Origin of the sequence: Rhodococcus sp. Leaf247, assembly GCF_001426185.1 — a bacterium.
GTDB lineage: Bacteria > Actinomycetota > Actinomycetes > Mycobacteriales > Mycobacteriaceae > Rhodococcoides.
The window spans coordinates 1,112,164-1,133,586 of sequence record NZ_LMRP01000001.1; the positions used below are offsets into that span (position 1 = coordinate 1,112,164).

The window sequence follows — 21,423 nt, forward strand, 5'->3', positions numbered from 1 at the left end:
AGAGGGATCCTTGTGCCACACATAGCGATCGAGTACACCGACAACGTGTCCGACCTGCTGGACGCGACGGGTTTGGTCGATGCGATGCATGCGACGGCCCAGCGGCTGGGCGTGTTCCCGCACTGGGGCATCAGGACGTTCGCGACAGCTGTCGAGACGTCGCGTATAGCCGACGACGCCGTCGGCGGTCCGACCGGATACGTGCATGTCCGCGTCAAGATCGCAGCCGGTCGTGACGAGGCCACCACTGGACGGATTGTCGAGGAGTTCCATCGGACCTTGTCCACGCACCTGGTGGACCTGTGTGCCGATCGGCCCGTGGGTTTCCAGCTCGAGATCTTCGAGTTCGATCCGGCGAAGACACGGTCGGGTGGAAGTATCGCGGGGTCGCCGACTCGGACGACACCGACTTACTGACCGTGGCCTTCTGCCAGCCGTCTCACACCCGCCGGACTTCCGATCACCTCGAGCGCAAAGGGTGACCGAGGGGCCGTCGGTACGTCAGTGTCGGATTACATGACCGCTCTCACCGAATCGGCGTCGCTCGAATCCGATGTCGACCGGCGCAAGCGACTCCGCACTGTGATCGCGTCGAGCCTGCTGGGCACCACTGTGGAGTGGTACGACTTCTTCCTCTACGCCACCGCTGCCGGCCTGGTGTTCAACCAGTTGTTCTTCCCCGACCAGTCCTCGTTCGTCGGAACCATGCTCTCGTTCGCCACGTTCGCTGTCGGTTTCGTCGTGCGCCCCATCGGCGGACTGGTCTTCGGCTATTTCGGCGACCGAATCGGCCGCAAGAAGACCCTGGCTTTGTCGATGCTCATCATGGGTGTCGCGACCACCCTGATGGGTGTGTTGCCGACGACAGCGGACGTGGGCCTACTGGCCCCGGTTCTGTTGTTGCTACTGCGAATCGCGCAGGGATTCGCCCTCGGCGGTGAGTGGGCGGGTGCGGTACTCCTTGCGGTCGAGCACAGCCCGGCCCGGAGGCGCGGCCTGTTCGGCAGCATCCCGCAGATCGGCCTCGCCCTCGGACTCGCTCTCGGTACCGCGATGTTCGCCGTGCTGCAGGTGGTCTTCGACGACGAGCAGTTCCTGTCCTACGGATGGCGAATCGCGTTCCTGTTCAGCCTGGTGCTGGTGATCGTCGGTCTGGTCGTACGCCTGAAGGTCGAGGAGACGCCGGCCTTTCGCGAGGTCTCCGACCTCCAGCAGCGTTCGAGCGCACCGATCAAGGAAGTTTTCTCTCGACGTCACGGGCGGAACACCGTGCTGGGGTTGCTGTCGAGATGGGGCGAGGGCGCGGCTTTCAACACCTGGGGAGTCTTCGCGATCACCTACGCGACGACGCAACTGAAGTTCGACAAGGTGTCGGTGCTGTTGGTGGTCACCGTGGCGGCCGTGGTGATGGCACTGCTCATTCCCGTGTCCGGTCTGCTCGTCGACAGAGTCGGCGCGAGAAGGATGTACCTCGTCGGCATCGCGGCGTACGGGCTGGCGGTGTTCCCCGTGTTCGCCCTCTTCGACACCGGCAACTTGTGGTTGTTCGGAGTCGGCCTGGTGCTGGTGTTCGGCATCGTGCACGCGACGTTCTACGGAGCTCAGGGCACCCTCTACGCCGGCCTCTATCCGACCGAGATCCGGTACACCGGGCTGTCGGTGGTCTACCAGTTCTCCGGCATCTACGCCTCCGGAGTGACCCCACTCGTCCTCACCGCCCTGATCGCCGCGGCAGGCGGATCACCGTGGTTGGCGTGCGGATTCCTCGCCGGCACGTCGGTGATCAGCGTCATCGCCACGGCACTGATCCGCAAGGACGATCTGTACTTGTAGCCGGCTCGGGCGCCACGACCTGTCCCGAAAGTGTGACCGCGCATTCGGTGTAGACGCTCTGTTACCGGGTACAGAAGGAGTGGCGAGTTCTCCCTCAGCTGCGGTCTGCACAGGCCGGATTCCCGTGAAGGGCTCGCCCATGGATTTCGACGACACACTCCTCCGAGGTCTCGGCGGAGCCGTCACACCGCAGACGTGGATCGGTGAATGCCTGCGGGTCCATTCCGCCGACGGCGCCGCGGTCGTCGCCGAAGGAAGCCCGGACGACGCCGGAACTCGCGCGGTCACCTACACCACCGATGACACAGCAGCCGCAGTCGCCGACCTCCAGTACGCGGTGGGTATCGGCCCGCACGCCGAATCCATGGCGGACGGCCGACCCCATGCCGCTCATGTCCACGATACTCGGGACTGCGACCGGTGGATGACCCTTGTCGACGAACTTCACAGACTCGGAGTCGTTGCCGTCCGCACATTCCCGATCGGTCCCCCGTCGCGGCCGCTGGGCACGCTGCAGATGCACTGGTGCACCGGTTCGGCGTCGGAGGTGGACACCACCGCCGTCGCGGTCGTCATCTCCCGTCGACTCGAACTGCTCACTCCCCGACTCTCCCCCCTGCGTGACCGCGTCGTTGTCGACGCCGTGCTCGACAGCACCGACGACGGTTTCGACCACGGCACCGTCAACATGGCCATCGGGGTTCTCATGGCCCGACACAGTCTTGCGCCGTCGGCCGCTGCCGCGATGCTGCGTGCCGACGCCTACAGCAACGCGGATTCCGTCACTGGCCGCGCCCGCGCTCTCCTCGATGCCCTCGACGAGTGACCCTGAGCGCGGGGGCAGCTCGCGTGAATTGACCCCTGTATCGCCATCGGTCAATATAGACAAATGTCGAAACAGCAGCCGTCCGCGGCGACAGCCGGAACCGAATGCTGCATTCCGCTGGTCCATGAGCCGCTGTCCGCGGACTCGGCTGCCGACCTGTCCCGGATGTTCAAGGCGTTGGGCGACCCTGCGCGGTTGCGTCTGCTGAGCGTCGTCGCCAGCCACGAGGGCGGCGAAGCATGCGTGTGCGACATCTCCGACTCCTTCGACCTGTCGCAGCCCACCATCTCGCACCATCTGAAAGTACTCAGAGAAGCCGGCCTGCTGGACTGCGAGCGACGGGGCACATGGGTGTACTACTGGATCGTTCCTGCTGCCATGCAGCAACTCTCGACGATCCTCTCGTCCGAGAACCTGGTCGCCGCATGAGCAGCTCGGCAGCTACCTCCGACCGCCCTGCCGTCGTCGGGAAGTTGTCCACCCTCGACCGCTTCCTCCCGGCGTGGATCGGCGTCGCCATGGTCGTCGGACTCTTGCTCGGACGGCTGATCCCCGGGATGAACGACGCTCTGTCGTCCATCTCCGTCGACGGCGTCTCACTACCGATCGCGATCGGCCTGCTCATCATGATGTACCCGGTGTTGGCCAAGGTGCGTTACGACCGGCTCGACACGGTCACCGGCGACAAGAAGCTCCTGCTCGGTTCCCTGGTTTTGAACTGGATTCTCGGCCCGGCGTTGATGTTCGCGCTCGCCTGGCTGTTCCTGCCCGACCTGCCGGAGTACCGCACCGGGCTGATCATCGTCGGCCTCGCCCGCTGCATCGCGATGGTCATCATCTGGAACGACCTCGCCTGCGGCGACCGCGAGGCCGCCGCCGTTCTCGTGGCGATCAATTCGGTGTTCCAAGTGGTCATGTTCGCCGTCCTCGGCTGGTTCTACCTGTCCGTCCTTCCCGGCTGGCTCGGCCTCGAGCAGACCACTATCGAGGCGTCGCCCTGGCAGATCGCGAAGTCGGTCCTGATCTTTCTCGGCATTCCGTTGATCGCCGGATTCGCCTCGCGATACTTCGGCGAACGCGCCAGGGGACGCGAGTGGTACGAGACCTCGTTCATCCCGAAGATCAGCCCCTGGGCGCTCTACGGCCTGCTGTTCACCATCGTCGTCCTGTTCGCCCTGCAGGGCGACCGCATCACCTCCCAGCCCCTCGACGTCGTCCGCATCGCCGTCCCGCTGCTCGTCTACTTCGCGGTGATGTGGGGCGGCGGATACGCCCTCGGCGCAGCGATGGGCCTGGGCTACGAACGCACCACCACGCTGGCATTCACCGCCGCGGGCAACAACTTCGAACTCGCCATCGCCGTCGCGATCGCCACCTACGGGGCCACCTCCGGCCAAGCGCTCGCCGGGGTCGTCGGACCGCTGATCGAGGTGCCCGTCCTGGTGGGACTCGTCTACGTCTCACTGGCACTGCGTAAACGGTTCTCACACACCCCGCGGACGAAGGAATCGTGATGTCCGACAAGCCCAGTGTGTTGTTCGTCTGCGTGAAGAACGGCGGCAAATCGCAGATGGCCGCAGGCCTGATGCGCACGCTCGCTCGCGGCGACGTAGAGGTGTATTCCGCGGGCACCGCTCCCGGTAGCTCCGTCAATGCTCTGTCGGCACAGGCGCTGCTCGAGGTCGGTGTCGATCTGGCCGGTGAGCATCCCAAGCCGATCGACCCGGACCTGTTGTCCCGCATGGACTACGTAGTCACCCTCGGCAGCGAGGCGACGATCGACCCGGTCGAGGGACCGACCTATCTGAACTGGGACACCGACGAGCCGTCCGAGCGCGGCATCGACGGGATCGACCGTATGCGGCTCGTGCGCGACGACATCGCCCACCGGGTCGACGATCTCGCCGCACGACTTCGGGGCTGAATTCGCCGGTGTAGCGGCGGTGACGATCACTGACGGCGACTCGACAGGGAGCGCATCCATGTCACCGGGTGCATCCGAGCTACGTGGCGCCTCGGTCATGCAATCCGTGGACGATGTGTCGTAGGCCGTCGAGCACGCCCTGCCGCTCGGCATCGGTCATGCCGGACAGCATGTCGACCTCGACCGACCGGACGGCCGCGCTCGCCTCCTCGAGGCGCCGCCGACCGCGAGCGGTCAATCGGGTCGGAAGCGCTCGTCCGGCGGGCGCTTCCGATGGTCGGGTCACGAGCCCCTCCCGTTCGAGGGTCTGCAGCAGCACGTTCATCGATTGCCGCGTCACGAACGCCCCGCGCGCCAGCTCAGAGTTGGACAGCCCCGGTCTCTGCGCCAACAGCTCGAGACACGAATAACGCGTCACCGTCATACCGAGCGGTCCGAGCACGTCGTCCATCGCCGCCCGAAGCGCACTCGCCGCTTCTTTGAGCAGATAGCCCACGGACGTCCGGAGGTCGATTCCCTCTCCGTCTTGACTCATGTCAGCATCCTGACATACGGTCCCTCATGTCAGATAACTGACATACCGAAAGGACATCTCGATGACCGTCACCGGGCCTGATTTCATCTCACTCCAAGTACGCGATCTCGACACGTCGAGGACCTTCTACGAGCAGTACCTCGGCATGGTCCGATCGCCGACCGGCCCCCCACATGCTGTCGTCTTCCAGACGACGCCGATCGCGTTCGCGCTGCGCGACATCGTTTCCGGTACCGATCTCGCCTCCGCTCCTCAGCCTGGCATCGGCGCCGCGATCTGGTTGCACGCCGACGACGTTCAGGCAATTCACGACGCCATGCTCGACGACGGCCACACCATCGTGTCCGCGCCTGTCGACGGACCCTTCGGCCGGACATTCACCTTCGCCGACCCCGACGGCTACCGGATCACTCTGCACGACCGCGCCGAGTGACCGACCCTGCCGTGGTGACGTGCGCTGTCAGCGCCCCGTGACGTCGAGCGCGGCGCGCACGATCGAGTCGGTGTCGATGCGGTGGTGTCGGTACACCTCGTCGAGTGAGCCGACCTGCCCGAAGTCGCTGACTCCCAACGATGTCGACGCCACCCGATTGACGGTGGCCAGGAACGCGAGCGTGTGCGGGTGGCCGTCGAGGACGGTCACGATCGGTGTGGCGCGCTCCGCCGGCAGCAGCTGATCGAGGATCCACGTCTCCGCCTCGAGGTGCCCCTGCCGCGCCTGCACCGCCCGATACAGCTCCCCCGGACTGGTGATGCACAGGACGTCGGCGACCAGCCCGATCTGCTCGAGCCGCTCCGCCGCCGCGAGGGCCTCGGTCATCATCGCGCCCATCGCGGCGATCGTCACCGCGGCACCGTCCCGCCGTACCAGCGGGTATCCCCCGGCGACCACCTGCCGTCGACGACGCTCTCGCGCAGCAGGATCGGCCGGAACATTCGCCATGCTCTGGTCGACCGGCCTGGTCGACAGTCGCAGATACGCCGACGTGCCGCCGGGGCGCCCCAACCGCCCGATCGCCGCCAGGAGAGTCCACTCGACGTCGATCGCGAACGCCGGTTCCCAGCTCACACACCCGGGCTGCTCCAACCCGATCGACGGCGTCTTGATCGACTGATGCGCACCACCTTCCGCGGCCAGCGTCACCCCCGACGGGGTGCCGACGAGGATCGATTGTCCGCCCGCGTAGATGCCGTACGACCACGGTTCGAGAGCGCGTTCGACGAACGGGTCGTACATCACCCCGATCGGGAACAGCGGCTGACCCCACCGGCTCCACGTCGCACCGAGCTCACCCATCAACCCGACGAGGTTGGTCTCGGCGATACCCAGCTCCATGTGCTGCCCGGTCGGCGCTTCACGCCAGTGCATGATCGTCTCGGCATCGTCACCGAACCAGTCGTGGCGCTCCGAGGACGACCACACTCCGACCTTGTTCACCCAGCCGCCCAGGTTGGTGGTGGAGCTGACGTCCGGGCTGACGGTCACCACACGTCGGGCGGCCTCCGGCGCCGCCCTGGTCAGATCGAGAAGGACACGCCCCAGAGCTGCCTGCGTCGTCGCCGTTCCCTTCGGCGTCCGCCCGATGTCGGTCGGGACCGCGGGGGGCCGAGAGGACGGCACAGGGTCGCGGCGCAGGCGTTCGGCCACCTGCGAGCACAGTTCACCGGCGGAGGTGTCGGAAGGGAAACGGTCCCAGGGCGATTCCGGGTTCTCGTCCTGTGTCGCGGCGAGCGCGGCGTACTCCTCCACGGTCAGCAGCGATGAATGATTTTGCGGGTGACCCTGCGTCGGCAACCCGAAGCCCTTCACCGTGTACGCGATGATCACCGTCGGTCGGGTGTCGTCGATACGCGCGTAGGCGGCGCGCAGCGCGTCGAGATCGTGTCCGCCGAGGTTGCGGATGGATTCGGTGAGCATGGTGTCGTCGATGTCGGCGATGAGGTCGGCGATCGCGGCAGCGTCGTCACCCGTACCGGGCAACCGAGTGCGCACCTCGTCCGCGGAGCAGCGCAGCAGACGCTGGTATTCCGGGTTCGGCATGTCGACGATGCGCCGACGCAGTGCGTCACCGCCGGGACGTGCGAAGAGGTTCTCGAGCAAGCGACCGAAGGTGACGGTGATGACCTGCCAGCCGGCGGCATCGAACATCTTCTCCAGCCGACGCGCCGCGAAGTTCGGGACCACTCGATCCAACGACTGCCGGTTGAGGTCGACGATCCACACGATCTCCCCGAGTTCCGCGATGCCCGGATCGATCACCGCCTCCCACACGGCGCCCTCGTCGAGTTCGGCGTCGCCGACGAGTGAGTACTGCCGACCCCGGAAACCCTCGGCGGCGGCCGTGTCGTCGTCCCCGAAGGCAGCGTCGACGTAGCGACGCGACATCGCACCCCAGATAGGTGCCGTCGCACCGATTCCCACCGACCCGGTGGAGTAGTCGACGGTGTCGGGGTCCTTGGCGCGCGAGGGGTACGACTGCAAGCCGCCGTAGGAGCGCAGCGTCGTCAAGTACTTCTCGTCCAGCTCACCGAGGAGATAGTTGATCGCGTGCAGCACCGGAGATGCGTGCGGTTTGACCGACACGCGATCCCCGGGCTGCAACTGCTCGAACCACAGGGACGTCATGATCGACACCATCGACGCGCAGGAGGCTTGGTGGCCTCCGACCTTCAGCCCACTCGGATTCGGACGAATCCGATTGGCGTGATGGATGATCGACGTCGACAGCCACAGCACCTTCTCGGCGACGGTGCGGAGGTCGTCGTCCGTACCGTGCGCCGAGCGGCGGTCGGCGGGACTGATGCTGGTCATAACCGTGCTCCTGAGGTGGTATCGAAAGGGTGAGGCGACGCCTCGGCCTTCGGATCGCGAAGCACCTGGAGTCACTGGCGGGTGGGTGACTGCGCTCAGTCGACCAGAGCTGATCGAGCTGCACAAGAGCGATGCAGGAAAGTGAGCAGAATGCTCGAGTGTGCCGGTTCATGCCAGGGTGACGACGCGCGGCGTGCTCAGCTCTCCCCAGCGGACAGGGTCACCGTCGCCGCGTTGCCCGCCGAAGCGACCACGTCGACGCCCGACGGATCCATCGCCCCGAGAATCACGATGCCGGGGAAGTAGCTCTGATCGCCGTAGTACAGAACGAAGTCCTCGGACGGCGCGTAGTAGCCGATGTCACCCGGCACCGGATCAGCGCCGTCCGGCGCCCCCTCGGTCGTCAACGCCGCGGACAACGGACCCGTCTTCTCCACTCCTCCGTGGTCGGACATGGTGACGGTCACCGGTAGCCGGGCTGCAAGATCGCGAGCGGCCGCACTCTCGTTCAGTGTCCCGGTGACCGTGGTGCCTCCGACGTCGATCGTGATGCGCACGGCGACTCCGTTCTGTTGTTCGGTTGCTGCTTCCGTGCTTCCTGCCGTGGTTGTGGTCGGACCTGTACTGCCACAACCACATCCGGCCGGCAGGGCGAACACCGATACCAGAGCGAAGGAGGACAGGAGTCTTCTCATCGTTCGTACCTCGTCACGTCGGCAAGCTGGAATGTCCTCGGAACGCTAGGGACTGAATCGATGCGGTGGGAGTCCCTACGAGGGAACCCCTGACTGGGGTTCCCTCCCAGTGCCTCGTTGATCCGATCGGCTCCGGTTACGGTCGTTTCCGACCCACGATACCGTCCGCATCCGAAAGTGAAGCTCTCCCTGTGTCTTCCACCGCGCGACAACCCCTTCCCTTTCTCGTCTCCGTGTTGGCGATGGGCACGTTCCTCATGGGCACGTCGGAATTCGTCGTGGCCGGGCTGCTACCCGACATCGCCACCGACCTTGCCGTCGACATCTCCGACGCAGGACTTCTGGTCACCGCATTCGCGATAGGCATGATCGCCACACCGCTGGTCGCGGTGGCCGCTCTGAAGATCCCCGAGCGCACCACGCTCCTCGTGTCACTGGCCGTGTTCGCCGCAGGCCATGTCGTCGTCGCCCTCACCGACGACGTGACCGTCGTGCTCCTTGCCCGATTCGCGACTGCGCTCGTGACGGGTGCATTCTGGTCGATCGCCGCGTCCGTCGGTGCACGAGTATCCGGGCCCGACAATGCCGCTCGCGCAATCGGACTCGTCCTCAGCGGCGGCATCCTGGCCACTGTCATCGGAGTGCCTCTCGGATCCATCGCCGGACAGATCATGGGATGGCGTGGTCCGTTCTGGATACTCGCCGGCCTTGCCGTGCTCGCAGCCGTTCCGGTCGCACGGTTCGTTCCGGGTGGCCGCTCGTCCTCGACAGTGGTTCCGTTGCGCTCACAGCTCGCCTCGCTGACCTCCGGTCGACTCTGGATCGTCATGGCTGCGTGTGTCCTGGTCACCTCCGCCGTGATGTCCACCTACTCGTTCATCGCTCCCCTGCTCACCGAGCGATCGGGCCTCTCGGCAGAGCTGCTTCCGATCGGTCTGGCGATCTTCGGAGTCGGCGCCGTCACCGGGACGCTCGGCAGTGGACGCTTCGCCGACCGGGCGCCGTACGCCACCGCGCTGACCGGCGGCATCCTCGTCGTCGTGTCGCTCGGACTGCTCAGCCTGTTCTCGGAATTCACGGTCGCCTCGATCGCGCTTCTCGCCGTCGCGGGGATGGCCGGGCTGGGCATGAACCCCGTGCTCATGTCGATGGCGGTCCGATTCGCCGAGGGCGCACCCACCCTGGCTACCTCCCTGTGTACGTCGATGTTCAACCTGGGTACCGCAGTCGGCAGCTGGGTGACCGCGCACGCCATCAGCGGTAGCGGACCCGTCGCAGTGCCGATCGTCGGCACGGTGTTCGCGGCGGCGCTACTCGTTCCACTCGCTACCCTCGTAGTCGTCGACAGAAGTCGAGCAGCGAGCAGCCACGCGGTGACCGAGCACGCGAGCGTCCCGTGACCCCACCCCCGCCCACGAGGAGCACTATGACCACGATCGCCATCATCGGTGCAGGAGAAGGGCTCGGCGCAGCGGTGGCTCGCCGATTCGGGCTCGAAGGGTTCTCCGTCGCACTGATCTCCAGGAACCAGGACAACGTCGATCGCATCGCCGCTCGGCTGACCGACGAAGGGATCACGGCCCGCGGTTTCGCCGCCGATGTCCGGAACACGACATCGCTGACGGCAGCATTGTCGGACGCCGAGCAGCTCGGTCCGATCGAGGTGCTGCAGTACAGTCCGGTTCCTGCCAGGGAATTCATGAAGCCCGTTCTCGAGACCCGTGCCGAGGATCTGGTCGGTCCGGTCGAGTTCTCCATCTTCGGTCCCGTCACTGCTGTCACGCAGGTCCTACCCGGTATGCGGGCACTGGGACGCGGCACCGTCCTGTTCGTCAACGGCGGCAGTGCCATTCGTCCGGGCGCTACCGTCACCGGCACATCCGTCGCCTTCGCTGGTGAGAGTGCCTACGCACAACTCCTGCACGATGCTCTCGTGCCCGAGGGCGTGCACGTCGGTCAGCTGATCATTCCGAGGGGAATCGGAGCCGGTGAGCCGTCACACGAGCCTGCTGCCCTCGCCGAGTCCCTGTGGACCATCCACACCGAACGCGCGCAGTTCCGCACCCTCGCGGCGCCCCTCGACTGACCGGGCCGAGAACTCGTCGACTCGAGGGGCGCCCTGCCGGTACACCTCACGTCAGGGACTCCCTCGGTCTCGGCATCGGGTGTCGACTGGTCGTATGACTACTTCCGTGAAGGCCTACGCCGCCACCGCAGCCGATCAGCCGCTGTCCCCCACCACCATCGACCGCCGCGACGTCGGGCCCCACGACGTCCGCATCGACATCGCGTTCGCCGGGATCTGTCACTCCGACATCCACACCGCTCGAGGCGAATGGGGCCCGTTGCCGTACCCGCTCGTCGTCGGCCACGAGATAGCAGGACTCGTGGCCGAGATCGGCTCGGAGGTCACCGAGCACGCCGTGGGCGACCGCGTCGGCGTCGGCTGCATGGTCGGCTCGTGCGGCGAATGTGCCCAGTGCATCAAGGGATCGGAACAGTACTGCCTCGTCGGCAACATCCAGACGTACGGCAGCACGGACCGCGACGGCACCACCACCCAGGGCGGCTACTCCCAGCAGGTCGTCGTCACCGAGCATTTCGTCGTCAAAATCCCTGACGGCATCGAGCTCGACGCTGCGGCGCCGCTGCTGTGCGCCGGCATCACCACCTATTCTCCTCTCCGCCACTGGGGCGCCGGGCCCGGCAAAAAGGTCGCTGTCGTCGGAATGGGGGGACTCGGTCACATGGCCGTCAAGATCGCCCACGCCATGGGCGCCGAGGTCACCGTTCTGTCGCAGTCGCTGAAGAAGCAGGAGGACGGCCTCCGCTTGGGAGCCGACCACTACTTCGCGACCGGGGATCCCGACACGTTCACCGCACTCGCCTCCACGTTCGACCTGATCATCAATACCGTCAGTGCCGCGATCGATCTGAATGCGCATCTGTCGTTGCTCGCTGTCGACGGGGCCATGGTCAACGTCGGCGCTCCTGCCGAGCCCCTGCCCCTGCAGATCTTCTCCCTCATCCCCCACCGACGGACGTTCGCAGGCTCTGCCATCGGCTCGATCGCCGAGACGCAGGAGATGCTCGACTTCTGCGCCGAGCACCACCTGGGGGCGGAGATCGAGGTCATCTCCGCCGACAAGATCAACGACGCGTGGGAGCGAGTACTCGCCTCGGACGTCCGCTACCGCTTCGTCATCGACACGGCCACGCTGGCCTGATCACCGCGGGAAAGGTGTACTCGTAGGGTCTCCCTCCCTCGCCGTCGCCGCCCTACCCTGGACATCATGGACAACAAGGCCGAGGTGCGTGAGTTCCTCATGACGCGCCGCGCGAGGATCACACCGGAGGATGCCGGGATCGCGAGCAGCGGCACTCGTCGGGTGGCCGGCCTGCGGCGCAGCGAGGTTGCGTCGTTGGCCGGCCTGTCCGTCGAGTATTACGCCCGCATCGAGCGAGGCGCCATCGGTGGCGCATCCTCGTCGGTGCTCGACGCACTGTCACGCGCACTCCACTTGGACGACACGGAGCACGCGCATCTGCTCGATCTCGCGCGCGCGGCGGACGGCGTTCCGACATCGGGGCGACCCCGCCGTAAGGCGGCACGCCCCGCGGCACCGCGAATCAGCTTGCAGTGGGCACTCGACTCGATCACCGACGGCGTCGCCTTCGTGCGGAATCAGCGGCAGGACATTCTGGCGACGAACGAACTCGGCAAGGCTTTCTACGCGCCGATCATCGGCGACGGCGGACGAGTTCCCAATCTCGCGCGGTTCCAGTTCCTGGACCCGGTCTCGCGCGAGTTCTATCCCGACTGGGATCTGTTCGCACAGATGTGTGTCTCGATCATGCGCTCGGAAGCGGGCAGAGATCCCCACGACAAGGGACTGCAGGACCTGGTCGGCGAATTGTCCACTCGCGACCGAACTTTCCGCACGTTGTGGGGAGCCCATGACGTGCGAACCCATGGCGCGGGTACGAAGCGCTTCCATCACCCCGTGGTCGGAGAGGTGCACCTGGCTTACGAGGAACTGGTGATCACGGCGGACCCCGGCTCCATTCTCATGGTCTATACCGCCGAGCCGGGGTCTGCCAGCGCGGAGCGCCTTCGACTCCTCGGATCGTGGGCGGCGCAGCAGGCTGCGCCACACAACGCCTGACACCCCGCGCCACGATAGTGGAATCGGGACCCCGGATTCCGGGGTCCCGATTCCACTATCGATGCCAGAGCCGAATCACCGCAGCAGGACGGCCACCTGAGCCTCGATCTCACTCAGCAGATCCTCGACCGACTTGTCGGCGTTGAAGGACGCAGCCATCGCGACGAACATGATGGCGGAGACGATGTGCGCCGTCACCTCGGCACGCGCCGGGTCGGCTGTCTCGTCACGCAGCAGTACCGAGGCAATTTCTCCCTCCGTCTCCACGGTCAAACCCAGTGCGGCACGGTGGTGCGGTTCGTCGGGATCTCCGAACACGATCTCGCGCAGATACGTTCGCCCGTTGTCCACCCTCGTCCTGTTGCATTCGACCACCGGACGCACGATGGCCATCACCGCACCGAGCGTGTCCTCGATACGAGCCGCGGCGGCCCTACCCCTGACGAGTGCGTCGGCGTAGAACGAGTTCTGGACGAGCAGCAGGAGTTCGCTCTTCGTCTTCGCGTAGAGGAACAGCGTTCCGGTTCCGATGTCGGCTCTGTCCGCGATCTGCTGCGTCGTGACGTCGTCGACTCCGTGCTCGAGGAAGAGCTCACCGGCCGCAGCGGTGATGCGGGCAAGCTTCTCCTGCTTGTTGCGTTCTCGGCGCCCCGGTGTCTGCGGGCGAGCGTCTGGCATCGGACCTCCTTCGGAATAAACCTGATCGCACTCAGTTATGAGTATAGTCGTGAATATCGAACGCCCGAAGGAGCCTCGACCATGCCCACACTGCTCAACTCCATTGTTCTGGTCACCGGCGCGAACGGGGGCATCGGGACCCAGTTCGTCCACGACGCGCTCGAACGCGGCGCCATCAAGGTCTACGCCACAGCGCGCACACCGAGGGATTGGAACGACGACCGGATAGTTCCCCTGACCCTCGATGTCACCGATTCCCGCTCCATCGCGAGCGCGGCCGACACCGCATCCGATGTCACGGTGCTCATCAACAATGCCGGGGCGACGCCGCCGAGCGCCAGCCTCCTCGATGTCACCGAGGCCGACATCCGAGAGAACTTCGAGACCAATTTCTTCGGGCCGGTTCTGCTCGCCCGCGCGTTCGCACCCATCCTGGCTGCGCGACCCGGATCGGCGCTGATCGACATCCATTCGGTTGCGAGCTGGCTCGCCTTCGGCGGCGCGTACAGCGCGTCGAAAGCAGCCCTGTGGTCGGCGACCAACGTTCTGCGGGTCGAGCTCGCACCCAGGGGTGTGCACGTGGTCGGAGTCCACATGGGATACGTCGACACGGCCATGGCCGCGCACGCCGAAGGCCCCAAACTGACCACCGAGGACCTCGTGCGCTCGGTGTTCGACGCCGTCGAGTCGGACCGGTTCGAAGTGCTGGCCGACGAGATCTCCCACCACGCCAAGAACGCCCTGAGCCAGCCGGCCGAATCCGTTTACGCCGACCTGCTCACGGTCGCCGCAACCCGGAATGCGGCGTCGTGAAAGCGTTCGTGCTCCCCGGCTACAGGAAGCCACTCGAACTCCGTGACGTTCCCGAGCCGACCATCGGTGCCCACGACGTCCTGGTCCGAGTGGACGCCGCCGGCATCAACGTTCTCGACGAGAAGATCCGAGCGGGCGAGTTCAAGCAGATCCTCCCGTACTCGCTTCCCCGGACGGTCGGTCACGACGTCGCCGGAACCGTTGTCGACGTCGGTCCGGAGGTGCGGAGCATCGCACCGGGCGACGAGGTCTACGCCCGCGTCGGCAAGGACTACATCGGCACCTTCGCGGAGCGGGTCGCGATCGCCGAGGCCGACCTCGCGCTGCGCCCGACCACGGTGACCGCCGTCGAGGCAGCGTCCCTGCCTCTCGTAGCGCTCACCGCGTGGCAGGCACTCGTCGACAAGGGCAACCTTCGAGCAGGACAGAAGGTCTTGATCCACGCCGGGTCCGGCGGCGTCGGCACCATTGCCATCCAACTCGCGAAGCACCTCGGAGCGACGGTCACGACCACCGCGAGCGGGTCGAACGCGCAATTCCTCCGCGACCTGGGTGCCGACGTCGTCATCGACTATCGCAGCGAGGATTTCGAGGACGGTGATCACGACTTCGACCTCGTTCTCGACAGCCTCGGAGGCGAGAACCTCGAGAAGTCGCTCCGAGTACTGAAGCCAGGCGGCATCGCAGTCGGCATCGCCGTTCCGCCCGACCCGGCATTCGCACGGGAGGCCGGCCTCAATCTTTTGGTACGCACGGTGATCGGCGTGCTGAGCCGCAGGATCCGCAAGCAGGCGGACAAGCTCGGCGTCACCTACACGTTCCTCTTCATGCACTCCGACGGCGAGCGACTGCGCCGCATAGCCGCGCTGATCGACGACGGCACGATCCGCCCCGTCGTGGGCGCCACCTCCCCCTTCGAGCAGACGCCGGACGCACTGGCCTCGCTCGGTACGAGCAGCGTTCGAGGCAAGACCGTCATCACCCTCCCCCACCACGAGACGAGCGAACCAGCATGAGTGACAACACTATCGGCGATCGCACCATCACCTCCTACGCGGAGGCGCCGACCCGGACGATCTCCGCGGGCGGGACGACGTACGCGTACCGGGAGCTCGGTCCGCGAGGTGGTGTCCCCGTCGTCTTCTTCGTCCATCTGGCAGCCAACCTCGACAACTGGGACCCTCGGATCGTCGATCCCATCGCGCAGACCCGCCACGTCATCGCCTTCGACAACAAGGGGGTCGGGGCGTCGTCCGGAGCAGTCGCGAGGACAGTCGAAGAAGCTGCCGCCGATGCGTACACCTTCATTCGCGCCCTTGGCTTCGACACGATCGACATCTTCGCCTTCTCCCTGGGAGGCATGGTCGCGCAGGATCTCACCCTCGCGCACCCCGAACTGGTTCGGAAGCTCGTGCTGACCGGCACCGGGCCGCGGGGAGGAACCGGTATCGACAAGGTCGCGGGTGTCACCTACAAGGACATCCTGCGTGCGACGCTGACCCGGTCGGACCCGAAAGAATTCCTGTTCTTCGACCGGAACGCGCCGGGTAAGAAGGCCGGCAAGGAATTCGTGTCACGACTGAAGGAACGCACCATCGATCGCGACACCGAGGTCCCCGTCAGCACGCTCCGCACGCAGCTCGCGGCGATCAAGAAGTACGGGCGGTCCGCACCGTCCGACCTGTCCCTGATCACGCAGCCGACGTTGATCGCGAACGGCGACAACGACCGCATGGTGCCTAGCATCCTGTCCGAGGACTTGCACCGGCGCATCGCCGGCAGCGAGTTGATCATCTATCCGGATTCCGGCCACGGGGGGATCTTCCAGTTCCACGAGCAATTCTCCTCCGCCGCAGTCGACTTCCTCACCGACTGATCGACGTCGGCCTGAAGGCGGGTGATCACGTCGTCCACATCACCGAATAACGCGGTACCGCAACATCATCTCGTGATCCTCGTGGTCGAGGATATGGCAGTGCCACATATAGCCCTGCAGGTCTCCGGCCGGTGCGCTGTGAGCTGCATGGTCGTAGGACGCCAGAGCACCCGGTTCGGGCGGCCGGGGGAACACGGCGTCGGGATCGAAGTCGAGTTCCTCAGCGGTGGGGAATCGCACGACGATGCGAGTCACGGTGCCGGGATCGAGTCGCACCGTGTCCTTCCACCCGCTCTCCCACGGCGCCGGAGGGAGTCCCGGACCGGCGAGGAAGGGTTCCGGTGACGGCGTCCACTTCGTCCCGACGGCGGGTTGCGGATGAGCGAGTTGAAGATCCACGGTGCGCAGCGGGACGCGCTCGAGAATGCGGAAGTGCACCAGGTGCAGATGGATCGGATGCGGATCCGCGGTGATGTTCACGATGTCCCACCGCTCGGTGGTCCCGGCGCGGGGCGACTCGATGTCCCCGTCGGTGTAGCGGAGGTTGTTGAGAGCCATGTACGCCGGCGGAAGCCGTAGCGCGTACGGCTGACTGACGGTGACGACACGGTGGCGGTCGGGAGTCGCGATCGGCGGTAGGGGTTCCGGTCGTGATCCGCCGTCGCGCAGACGGTTCGGAATCGCGCCCGTGTGGCCACGAGCTGCGGTGACGTCGAAGCGGCAGAAGTGCGTCATGGCGACGGCGCCCAGTTGCGCGGCCTGCAGTGGAGGTACCTCGTCGTTGAGAAGCCGCACCGCCGTGCCGGGTTCGACTGCACCGAAGTCCACGAGCACGTCGTATCGCTCGCCCGGCGCGACCCGGAGGTGCCGCGTCTCCACCGGCGCGTCGAGCAGTCCGCCGTCGTTACCGATGACCAGAAACGGGATCTCGTGGTCCAGGTAGAGATTCCAGACGCTGTACGAGCCGGCGTTGATCATGCGAAAGCGATACAACCCGCGAGCGACCGGAATACGCGGCCACACAGCACCGTTCACCACTCCGAGGTCGCCGACGGCACCGCCTTCCCAGGACCCCTCGGGCACCACGGGCGTGGATCGCAGACTCGCTCTCCCGTCAGGATTCAGGATCTTCTCCTGCAGAACGAGCGGCATCTCGAACTCACCTGCGGGCAGACCCAGCGGATTGCCCGGCTCGCCGGTGTCGAAGCGGTCGCGGAGCAGGACGTTCCCGGCGAGTCCGCCGTACACGTTCGCGCGGGTGATTCCCATGGCGTGGTCGTGATACCAGAAGTGCGCCGCCTCCTGGCGGAACGGGAACTCGTAGCGCAGGGTGCGACCGTAATGCACGAGTTGCTCGGCGTGCCCGTCGCTGTCCGGCGGGGTCAGCCCGCCGTGCAGATGCAGCACCGTCGGCGGACTGGTCCGGAAGAGAGGCGAGACTCCGTGGAGACTCGTGTCGAGATCGCGCGCGAACGGATGCGGGCCGAGGTCGTTGCTGAGGGTGAGCGACATCCGTTGACCGGACACCGCTTCGAGGGTGGGGCCGAGCACCGTGGTCGCCACCCCGTCCACCTCGTACGCCATCGCGGGCGCGGCAGACACTCCCGAGTGATATCGATGCATCGTGGACACGGTTCGGACGACGTGGTCGGTCCCGCGCACAGTAGGTAGCGGAGCCACTTCGTCGATGTACGGCGTCAGTGCCGGCGAGTGGAACAGCAGCGGACTCGAGAGGGTCGGCTGAGCCTGAGCGCGGGTAGCAACACCCCCCGTGGCACCTACTGCCACCGCCAAGCCCAGATTGCGCAGGAACCGCCGGCGCGCCATCGCACCGTCACGACCGACCGAGAATTCCTCCGCCACTTCGCACCCCCATGCCCGCGGCGCGAGTGCGCCGAGGCTGACCGTACCGCACCGTATGGTGTGTCGGGTGCGTTTTACGCGAGCTCGGTACCGACCCGCTACCGCGCGGTCAGCAGGGCGAACATCGCCCGCACCTCGTCCGGGGTGGGCGTGGGAAGGTTGTCACGGGCATGCACGAAACCGATTCCCGCGTACACGAGGAAGCCTGCTCGCAACCGTGCCTCGGCCTCGTCGAACCCCAGTTCGCGCATCGAGTTCTGGACGACGTCGAAGATGCGCTGATCGAGCTCGCGGACGACCACGGCGATCTTGTCGTAGGTCCGAGCCCAGTCCCGCACCGCCGCCTCGACAGCCCAGGTACGTTCCTGCAGAAGCAGTTCCGCCATCACCTGCAGTCTCGCGTCCACGGGTACGGTGTCCACCTGCGCCAGCCCGCGAAGCGTGTCGTTCTGCTCGTCGCACCACTTGTCGGCGATGGCGGTCATCAGCTCGTCGATGTCGGCGAAGTGCCAGTAGAAGCTGCCCTTGGTCACCTTCAGCCGCTCGCACAGCGTCGTGATCTTCACTTCCGACACGCCCTCGCTCACCAGCAGTGCGAAGGCGGCGTCGATCCAGTCGTCGACGGTGAGCCGCGGAGCCCGTGGCGCGGGCGCCGACTTCTTCTCACTGCCACGCCGTCGACGCGCGGGGGCGCCACTCCGGGTGCGGGCATCGCCGGACGCGGCTTCGGGTGCCATCGCTCTCCTTCGTGTCGTGATGCTCGACTGATCCGTCGATCGTACGATCACCTCGCCGGGTCACACCCGACCGAGGGCGTCCAGCGCGAGTCGCCGGACCTGCTCGTCGCCCGAGAGCTGGGCGTGGTCGACCGTGCTCGTCGGATCGACGGACTGCACGACGATCGCCTCACTGCCCGGCATCGCACTCGTGAGCGGATCGGTCACGAGTCCGTCGGTCGCCGTGGCGACGTCGACATACCGCACGCCGACCACCGGTACATCGACGGGCGGAGTCGTGAGAAACGTCGACCCCGTGACGATCTCACCGCACGCCCCGCACCATGGACCCACCACTGGCTTCTCCAGACGGGCCAGCTCGTCGTAGATACCGATACCGCGGTTGAACGCCGCAATGGTGCCGGCCCCGGCGAGGTTCGTTCCGCGCCAGAGCGGTCCGAGCGTGACCAGTGTGGACACGGGGGCAAGTCCGTCGTTCATAGAGCGGGTCAGTGCAGACTGCACGGCCAACGCTCCCGCACCGCGTGCCACGACGCGGATTCGCGACTCCCCGGTGCGGTACAGGATCCCGTCGATCGCCGACCGAATCTGCGACGCGGAGTCCTCGAGGGCAGCCAGACCGGCGACGGTGGCGACCGGCCGGAGCGCCTCCGTGAGAGCCGATTCGCCGTAGGTCAGCGCGACCGGACACCACCCCCGACTCGTCAGATCATCGGCCCACCCGTCCCACTCCGCCGCGGAGGAACCGAGATCGTGCACCAGGAGAACAGTGTCGACGCACGGATCCGCCGGGCCGGCCATGGACGGAGCCACGACACACGCCTGGACTCCGATCGCGATGAGCACCGCGTAAATGAGCCTGCTGCACAACGACATTCATGTCTCCCAGGGCCGGATCGTCGAAACCGTTCGAACACACCATACAGTGCGGTATGGTGGCCTGAGTCACAGACGCTGTGCCGAGGATCGCCGGAAGGGCAGGTCGCATGGACCACGAACGGACACAACCCGGTCGGGTAGGCCGGTGAGCGTCTCCACCTCGAGAGCAGTCACGTCCGCGGCACGCGGCGCGGTGTCGTCTCTCGGGGAGTTCTACGCCTTGACACTCGACACCGCCCGAGCCGTCGCGAAGCGGCCGTTCCAGTGGCGGGAGTTCGTCGATCAGAGTTGGTTCATCGCACGGGTCTCCCTGCTGCCGACGATCCTGATGTCGGTCCCGTTCACGGTGCTGGTCGTCTTCACTCTCAACTCGTTGCTCATCGAGATCGGTGCCTCCGATCTGAGCGGTGCGGGCGCAGGTCTGGGCGCCGTCACCCAGATCGGGCCGCTCGTGACCGTTCTCGTCGTGGCCGGCGCTGCGGCCACCGCCATCGCCGCGGACCTCGGATCGCGCACCATCCGCGAGGAGGTCGATGCGATGGAGGTGCTGGGCATCGACCCGGTACACCGCCTCGTCCTGCCTCGCGTTCTCGCCTGCACCCTTGTCGCGGCTCTTTTGAACGGCGCCGTGTGCACCATCGGACTGGTGGGCGGGTTCTTCTTCTCCGTGTACCTCCAGGACGTCACGCCGGGTGCCTATGCCGCAGGAGTCACGCTGCTGGTGGGACTTCCGGAACTGCTGCTCTCCGAGGTGAAGGCAGCACTGTTCGGTCTCCTCGCCGCGCTGGTCGCCTGTTACCGCGGACTGTCCGTGCGGGGTGGACCGAAGAGCGTCGGGGAGGCGGTCAACGAGACCGTGGTGTTCTCGTTCGTCGCCCTGTTCCTGGCCAACCTGGTCCTCACCTCCGTGGGCCTCGCCGTGAGCGGCCGCTGATGGTTCTCGAGATGAGCGACGTCGCCGCTGCGATGCGACGCCGGACGAACGCTGCCTCCGGAGCGGTCGATGTACTCGGCGAACGCGCGATCTTCTTCACGCGTGCACTTGCGTCCACCGGCCGAGCCGTCCGGTCGTACCGTGGGGAGACGATGCGCGTCATCGCCGAGATCTCCCTCGGCACCGGGGTTCTCGCCGCGATCGGCGGCAGTATCGTCATTCTCGGCTTCCTCACGCTGTTCGCCGGTGCCACCGTCGCGGTGCAGGGTTTCGACTCGCTCGGGAGCATCGGGGTCGACGCGTTGACCGGGTTCCTCGCCGCCTACGTCAACGTCCGGGTGGTCGCACCGGTCACCGCGGGAGTGGGCCTTGCCGCGACCATCGGCGCCGGGACCACGGCGGCCCTCGGCGCCATGCGGATCAGCGAGGAGATCGACGCGCTCGAGGTCATGGCGATCAAGTCGCTGCCGTACCTCGTCGGCACCCGCATCGTCGCGGGCATCGTCGCCGTGGTGCCGCTCTACGCGTTGTCACTCATCACGTCGTTCCTCGCGAGCCGGGTCGCGACAGTCGTGGTGCTGGGCCAGTCCGGAGGGGTCTACGACCACTACTTCTCCACGTTCCTCGTCCCGACGGACGTTCTGTGGTCGTTCGTCCAGGTCATCGTCATGGCCGTCGCGGTCATGGTCATCCACACCTACTACGGCTACACCGCCTCCGGGGGTCCCGCGGGCGTCGGCACGGCCACCGGACGCGCCGTGCGACTGTCCCTCATCACGGTCGTCAGCGTCACGCTGCTGATCTCGCTCGCGCTGTACGGCAGCGCACGATCCGTGCACCTGGCAGGGTGAG

Annotated in this window: 23 protein-coding genes; 16 read left to right on the forward strand and 7 right to left on the reverse strand. The window is 66.3% G+C overall.

Annotated elements, in window-relative coordinates; translation table 11 throughout:
• Positions 1–12 precede the first annotated feature (12 nt).
• The 6 genes from ASG64_RS05310 (at position 13) to ASG64_RS05335 (ending at position 4,583) form a co-directional block, all read left to right on the forward strand.
• The gene (locus tag ASG64_RS05310) at positions 13–417 is read left to right on the forward strand and encodes a 5-carboxymethyl-2-hydroxymuconate Delta-isomerase (protein ID WP_052493219.1); all 405 of its coding nucleotides are present in this window, start codon (positions 13–15) and stop codon (positions 415–417) included.
• Between the two features lie 99 nt (positions 418–516).
• On the forward strand, positions 517–1,833 hold the full coding sequence (locus ASG64_RS05315; protein ID WP_056072744.1) for an MFS transporter: 1,317 nt from the start codon (positions 517–519) through the stop codon (positions 1,831–1,833).
• Positions 1,834–1,972: 139 nt separating this feature from the next.
• Positions 1,973–2,659: a hypothetical protein gene (locus tag ASG64_RS05320; protein ID WP_056070661.1), complete on the forward strand. Its 687-nt coding sequence runs from the start codon at positions 1,973–1,975 to the stop codon at positions 2,657–2,659.
• Between the two features lie 63 nt (positions 2,660–2,722).
• Positions 2,723–3,088, forward strand: a complete 366-nt coding sequence (locus tag ASG64_RS05325; RefSeq protein WP_056070665.1) for an ArsR/SmtB family transcription factor — start codon at positions 2,723–2,725, stop codon at positions 3,086–3,088.
• Entirely contained in the window at positions 3,085–4,173 is a 1,089-nt protein-coding gene (gene arsB / locus ASG64_RS05330; RefSeq protein ID WP_056070669.1) for an ACR3 family arsenite efflux transporter, read from the forward strand. The genes ASG64_RS05325 and arsB overlap by 4 nt, the downstream gene beginning before the upstream one ends.
• Entirely contained in the window at positions 4,173–4,583 is a 411-nt protein-coding gene (locus ASG64_RS05335; RefSeq protein WP_056070672.1) for an arsenate-mycothiol transferase ArsC, read from the forward strand. Before arsB ends, ASG64_RS05335 begins: the two co-directional genes overlap by 1 nt.
• Before the next feature lie 79 nt (positions 4,584–4,662).
• On the opposite strand, the gene ASG64_RS05340 is transcribed toward ASG64_RS05335, so the two are convergent.
• The gene (locus ASG64_RS05340) at positions 4,663–5,118 is read right to left on the reverse strand and encodes a MarR family winged helix-turn-helix transcriptional regulator (RefSeq protein WP_042574420.1); all 456 of its coding nucleotides are present in this window, start codon (positions 5,116–5,118) and stop codon (positions 4,663–4,665) included.
• 61 nt (positions 5,119–5,179) lie between these two features.
• Between ASG64_RS05340 and ASG64_RS05345 the strand changes: the two genes are divergently transcribed.
• Positions 5,180–5,551, forward strand: a complete 372-nt coding sequence (locus ASG64_RS05345) for a VOC family protein (protein ID WP_042574419.1) — start codon at positions 5,180–5,182, stop codon at positions 5,549–5,551.
• 27 nt (positions 5,552–5,578) lie between these two features.
• Here ASG64_RS05345 and ASG64_RS05350 read toward each other — a convergent pair whose 3' ends face one another.
• Both ASG64_RS05350 and ASG64_RS05355 read right to left on the reverse strand, forming a co-directional pair.
• Complete coding sequence (locus ASG64_RS05350) at positions 5,579–7,930, reverse strand: transketolase-like TK C-terminal-containing protein (RefSeq protein WP_056070675.1); 2,352 nt, start codon at positions 7,928–7,930, stop codon at positions 5,579–5,581.
• A 197-nt stretch (positions 7,931–8,127) separates the two neighbouring features.
• Positions 8,128–8,487, reverse strand: a complete 360-nt coding sequence (locus ASG64_RS05355) for a cyclophilin-like fold protein (RefSeq protein ID WP_042574417.1) — start codon at positions 8,485–8,487, stop codon at positions 8,128–8,130.
• Positions 8,488–8,816: 329 nt separating this feature from the next.
• Here ASG64_RS05355 and ASG64_RS05360 point away from each other — a divergent pair, with 329 nt between their 5' ends.
• From ASG64_RS05360 to ASG64_RS05375, 4 genes are all read left to right on the forward strand, one after another.
• Entirely contained in the window at positions 8,817–10,025 is a 1,209-nt protein-coding gene (locus tag ASG64_RS05360; RefSeq protein WP_231568662.1) for an MFS transporter, read from the forward strand.
• Between the two features lie 26 nt (positions 10,026–10,051).
• Positions 10,052–10,711, forward strand: coding sequence for an SDR family NAD(P)-dependent oxidoreductase (locus ASG64_RS05365; protein ID WP_056070679.1), 660 nt, complete (start codon positions 10,052–10,054; stop codon positions 10,709–10,711).
• Between the two features lie 94 nt (positions 10,712–10,805).
• A complete protein-coding gene (locus ASG64_RS05370; protein WP_056070682.1) occupies positions 10,806–11,852 on the forward strand; it encodes an NAD(P)-dependent alcohol dehydrogenase in 1,047 nt (348 codons plus the stop codon).
• Positions 11,853–11,918: 66 nt separating this feature from the next.
• Positions 11,919–12,791 (forward strand): helix-turn-helix transcriptional regulator, encoded by an 873-nt coding sequence (locus tag ASG64_RS05375; RefSeq protein WP_042574413.1) that lies wholly within the window; start codon positions 11,919–11,921, stop codon positions 12,789–12,791.
• A gap of 75 nt (positions 12,792–12,866) precedes the next feature.
• Here the strand turns inward: ASG64_RS05375 and ASG64_RS05380 are convergent, their stop codons facing one another.
• Positions 12,867–13,469, reverse strand: a complete 603-nt coding sequence (locus ASG64_RS05380) for a TetR/AcrR family transcriptional regulator (RefSeq protein ID WP_056070685.1) — start codon at positions 13,467–13,469, stop codon at positions 12,867–12,869.
• Between the two features lie 81 nt (positions 13,470–13,550).
• On the opposite strand from ASG64_RS05380, the gene ASG64_RS05385 reads away from it, so the two are divergent.
• Genes ASG64_RS05385 through ASG64_RS05395 form a run of 3 tightly spaced genes read left to right on the forward strand, consistent with a single transcriptional unit; the run spans position 13,551 to position 16,158 of the window.
• Positions 13,551–14,282 (forward strand): SDR family oxidoreductase, encoded by a 732-nt coding sequence (locus ASG64_RS05385; protein WP_056070688.1) that lies wholly within the window; start codon positions 13,551–13,553, stop codon positions 14,280–14,282.
• Positions 14,279–15,298, forward strand: coding sequence for an NADP-dependent oxidoreductase (locus tag ASG64_RS05390; protein WP_056070691.1), 1,020 nt, complete (start codon positions 14,279–14,281; stop codon positions 15,296–15,298). Before ASG64_RS05385 ends, ASG64_RS05390 begins: the two co-directional genes overlap by 4 nt.
• Positions 15,295–16,158, forward strand: a complete 864-nt coding sequence (locus ASG64_RS05395) for an alpha/beta fold hydrolase (protein ID WP_056070695.1) — start codon at positions 15,295–15,297, stop codon at positions 16,156–16,158. Before ASG64_RS05390 ends, ASG64_RS05395 begins: the two co-directional genes overlap by 4 nt.
• A 39-nt stretch (positions 16,159–16,197) precedes the next feature.
• Here the strand turns inward: ASG64_RS05395 and ASG64_RS05400 are convergent, their stop codons facing one another.
• From ASG64_RS05400 to ASG64_RS05410, 3 genes are all read right to left on the reverse strand, one after another.
• Positions 16,198–17,985 carry a multicopper oxidase family protein gene (locus ASG64_RS05400; RefSeq protein ID WP_056072747.1) on the reverse strand — a complete coding sequence of 596 codons (1,788 nt, stop codon included), beginning with the start codon at positions 17,983–17,985 and terminating at the stop codon, positions 16,198–16,200.
• Positions 17,986–18,119: 134 nt separating this feature from the next.
• A complete protein-coding gene (locus ASG64_RS05405; protein WP_027504457.1) occupies positions 18,120–18,758 on the reverse strand; it encodes a TetR/AcrR family transcriptional regulator in 639 nt (212 codons plus the stop codon).
• A 60-nt stretch (positions 18,759–18,818) separates the two neighbouring features.
• Complete coding sequence (locus tag ASG64_RS05410; RefSeq protein WP_056070698.1) at positions 18,819–19,634, reverse strand: esterase/lipase family protein; 816 nt, start codon at positions 19,632–19,634, stop codon at positions 18,819–18,821.
• 196 nt (positions 19,635–19,830) lie between these two features.
• Here ASG64_RS05410 and ASG64_RS05415 point away from each other — a divergent pair, with 196 nt between their 5' ends.
• Complete coding sequence (locus tag ASG64_RS05415; RefSeq protein ID WP_052493233.1) at positions 19,831–20,571, forward strand: MlaE family ABC transporter permease; 741 nt, start codon at positions 19,831–19,833, stop codon at positions 20,569–20,571.
• An 11-nt stretch (positions 20,572–20,582) separates the two neighbouring features.
• The gene (locus ASG64_RS05420) at positions 20,583–21,422 is read left to right on the forward strand and encodes an ABC transporter permease (protein ID WP_197074732.1); all 840 of its coding nucleotides are present in this window, start codon (positions 20,583–20,585) and stop codon (positions 21,420–21,422) included.
• Position 21,423 lies beyond the last annotated feature (1 nt).

Excerpts from the sequence above, each read along its gene's own strand:
- ASG64_RS05315 (WP_056072744.1), top strand. The coding sequence starts at position 517 with ATGACCGCTCTCACCGAATCGGCGTCGCTCGAATCCGATGTCGACCGG.
- ASG64_RS05320 (WP_056070661.1), top strand. The coding sequence starts at position 1,973 with ATGGATTTCGACGACACACTCCTCCGAGGTCTCGGCGGAGCCGTCACA.
- ASG64_RS05325 (WP_056070665.1), top strand. The coding sequence starts at position 2,723 with ATGTCGAAACAGCAGCCGTCCGCGGCGACAGCCGGAACCGAATGCTGC.
- arsB (WP_056070669.1), top strand. The coding sequence starts at position 3,085 with ATGAGCAGCTCGGCAGCTACCTCCGACCGCCCTGCCGTCGTCGGGAAG.
- ASG64_RS05335 (WP_056070672.1), top strand. The coding sequence starts at position 4,173 with ATGTCCGACAAGCCCAGTGTGTTGTTCGTCTGCGTGAAGAACGGCGGC.
- ASG64_RS05340 (WP_042574420.1), bottom strand. The coding sequence starts at position 5,118 with ATGAGTCAAGACGGAGAGGGAATCGACCTCCGGACGTCCGTGGGCTAT.
- ASG64_RS05345 (WP_042574419.1), top strand. The coding sequence starts at position 5,180 with ATGACCGTCACCGGGCCTGATTTCATCTCACTCCAAGTACGCGATCTC.
- ASG64_RS05350 (WP_056070675.1), bottom strand. The coding sequence starts at position 7,930 with ATGACCAGCATCAGTCCCGCCGACCGCCGCTCGGCGCACGGTACGGAC.
- ASG64_RS05365 (WP_056070679.1), top strand. The coding sequence starts at position 10,052 with ATGACCACGATCGCCATCATCGGTGCAGGAGAAGGGCTCGGCGCAGCG.
- ASG64_RS05370 (WP_056070682.1), top strand. The coding sequence starts at position 10,806 with ATGACTACTTCCGTGAAGGCCTACGCCGCCACCGCAGCCGATCAGCCG.
- ASG64_RS05375 (WP_042574413.1), top strand. The coding sequence starts at position 11,919 with ATGGACAACAAGGCCGAGGTGCGTGAGTTCCTCATGACGCGCCGCGCG.
- ASG64_RS05380 (WP_056070685.1), bottom strand. The coding sequence starts at position 13,469 with ATGCCAGACGCTCGCCCGCAGACACCGGGGCGCCGAGAACGCAACAAG.
- ASG64_RS05385 (WP_056070688.1), top strand. The coding sequence starts at position 13,551 with ATGCCCACACTGCTCAACTCCATTGTTCTGGTCACCGGCGCGAACGGG.
- ASG64_RS05395 (WP_056070695.1), top strand. The coding sequence starts at position 15,295 with ATGAGTGACAACACTATCGGCGATCGCACCATCACCTCCTACGCGGAG.
- ASG64_RS05400 (WP_056072747.1), bottom strand. The coding sequence starts at position 17,985 with ATGGCGCGCCGGCGGTTCCTGCGCAATCTGGGCTTGGCGGTGGCAGTA.
- ASG64_RS05405 (WP_027504457.1), bottom strand. The coding sequence starts at position 18,758 with ATGGCACCCGAAGCCGCGTCCGGCGATGCCCGCACCCGGAGTGGCGCC.
- ASG64_RS05410 (WP_056070698.1), bottom strand. The coding sequence starts at position 19,634 with ATGTCGTTGTGCAGCAGGCTCATTTACGCGGTGCTCATCGCGATCGGA.
- ASG64_RS05420 (WP_197074732.1), top strand. The coding sequence starts at position 20,583 with ATGAGCGACGTCGCCGCTGCGATGCGACGCCGGACGAACGCTGCCTCC.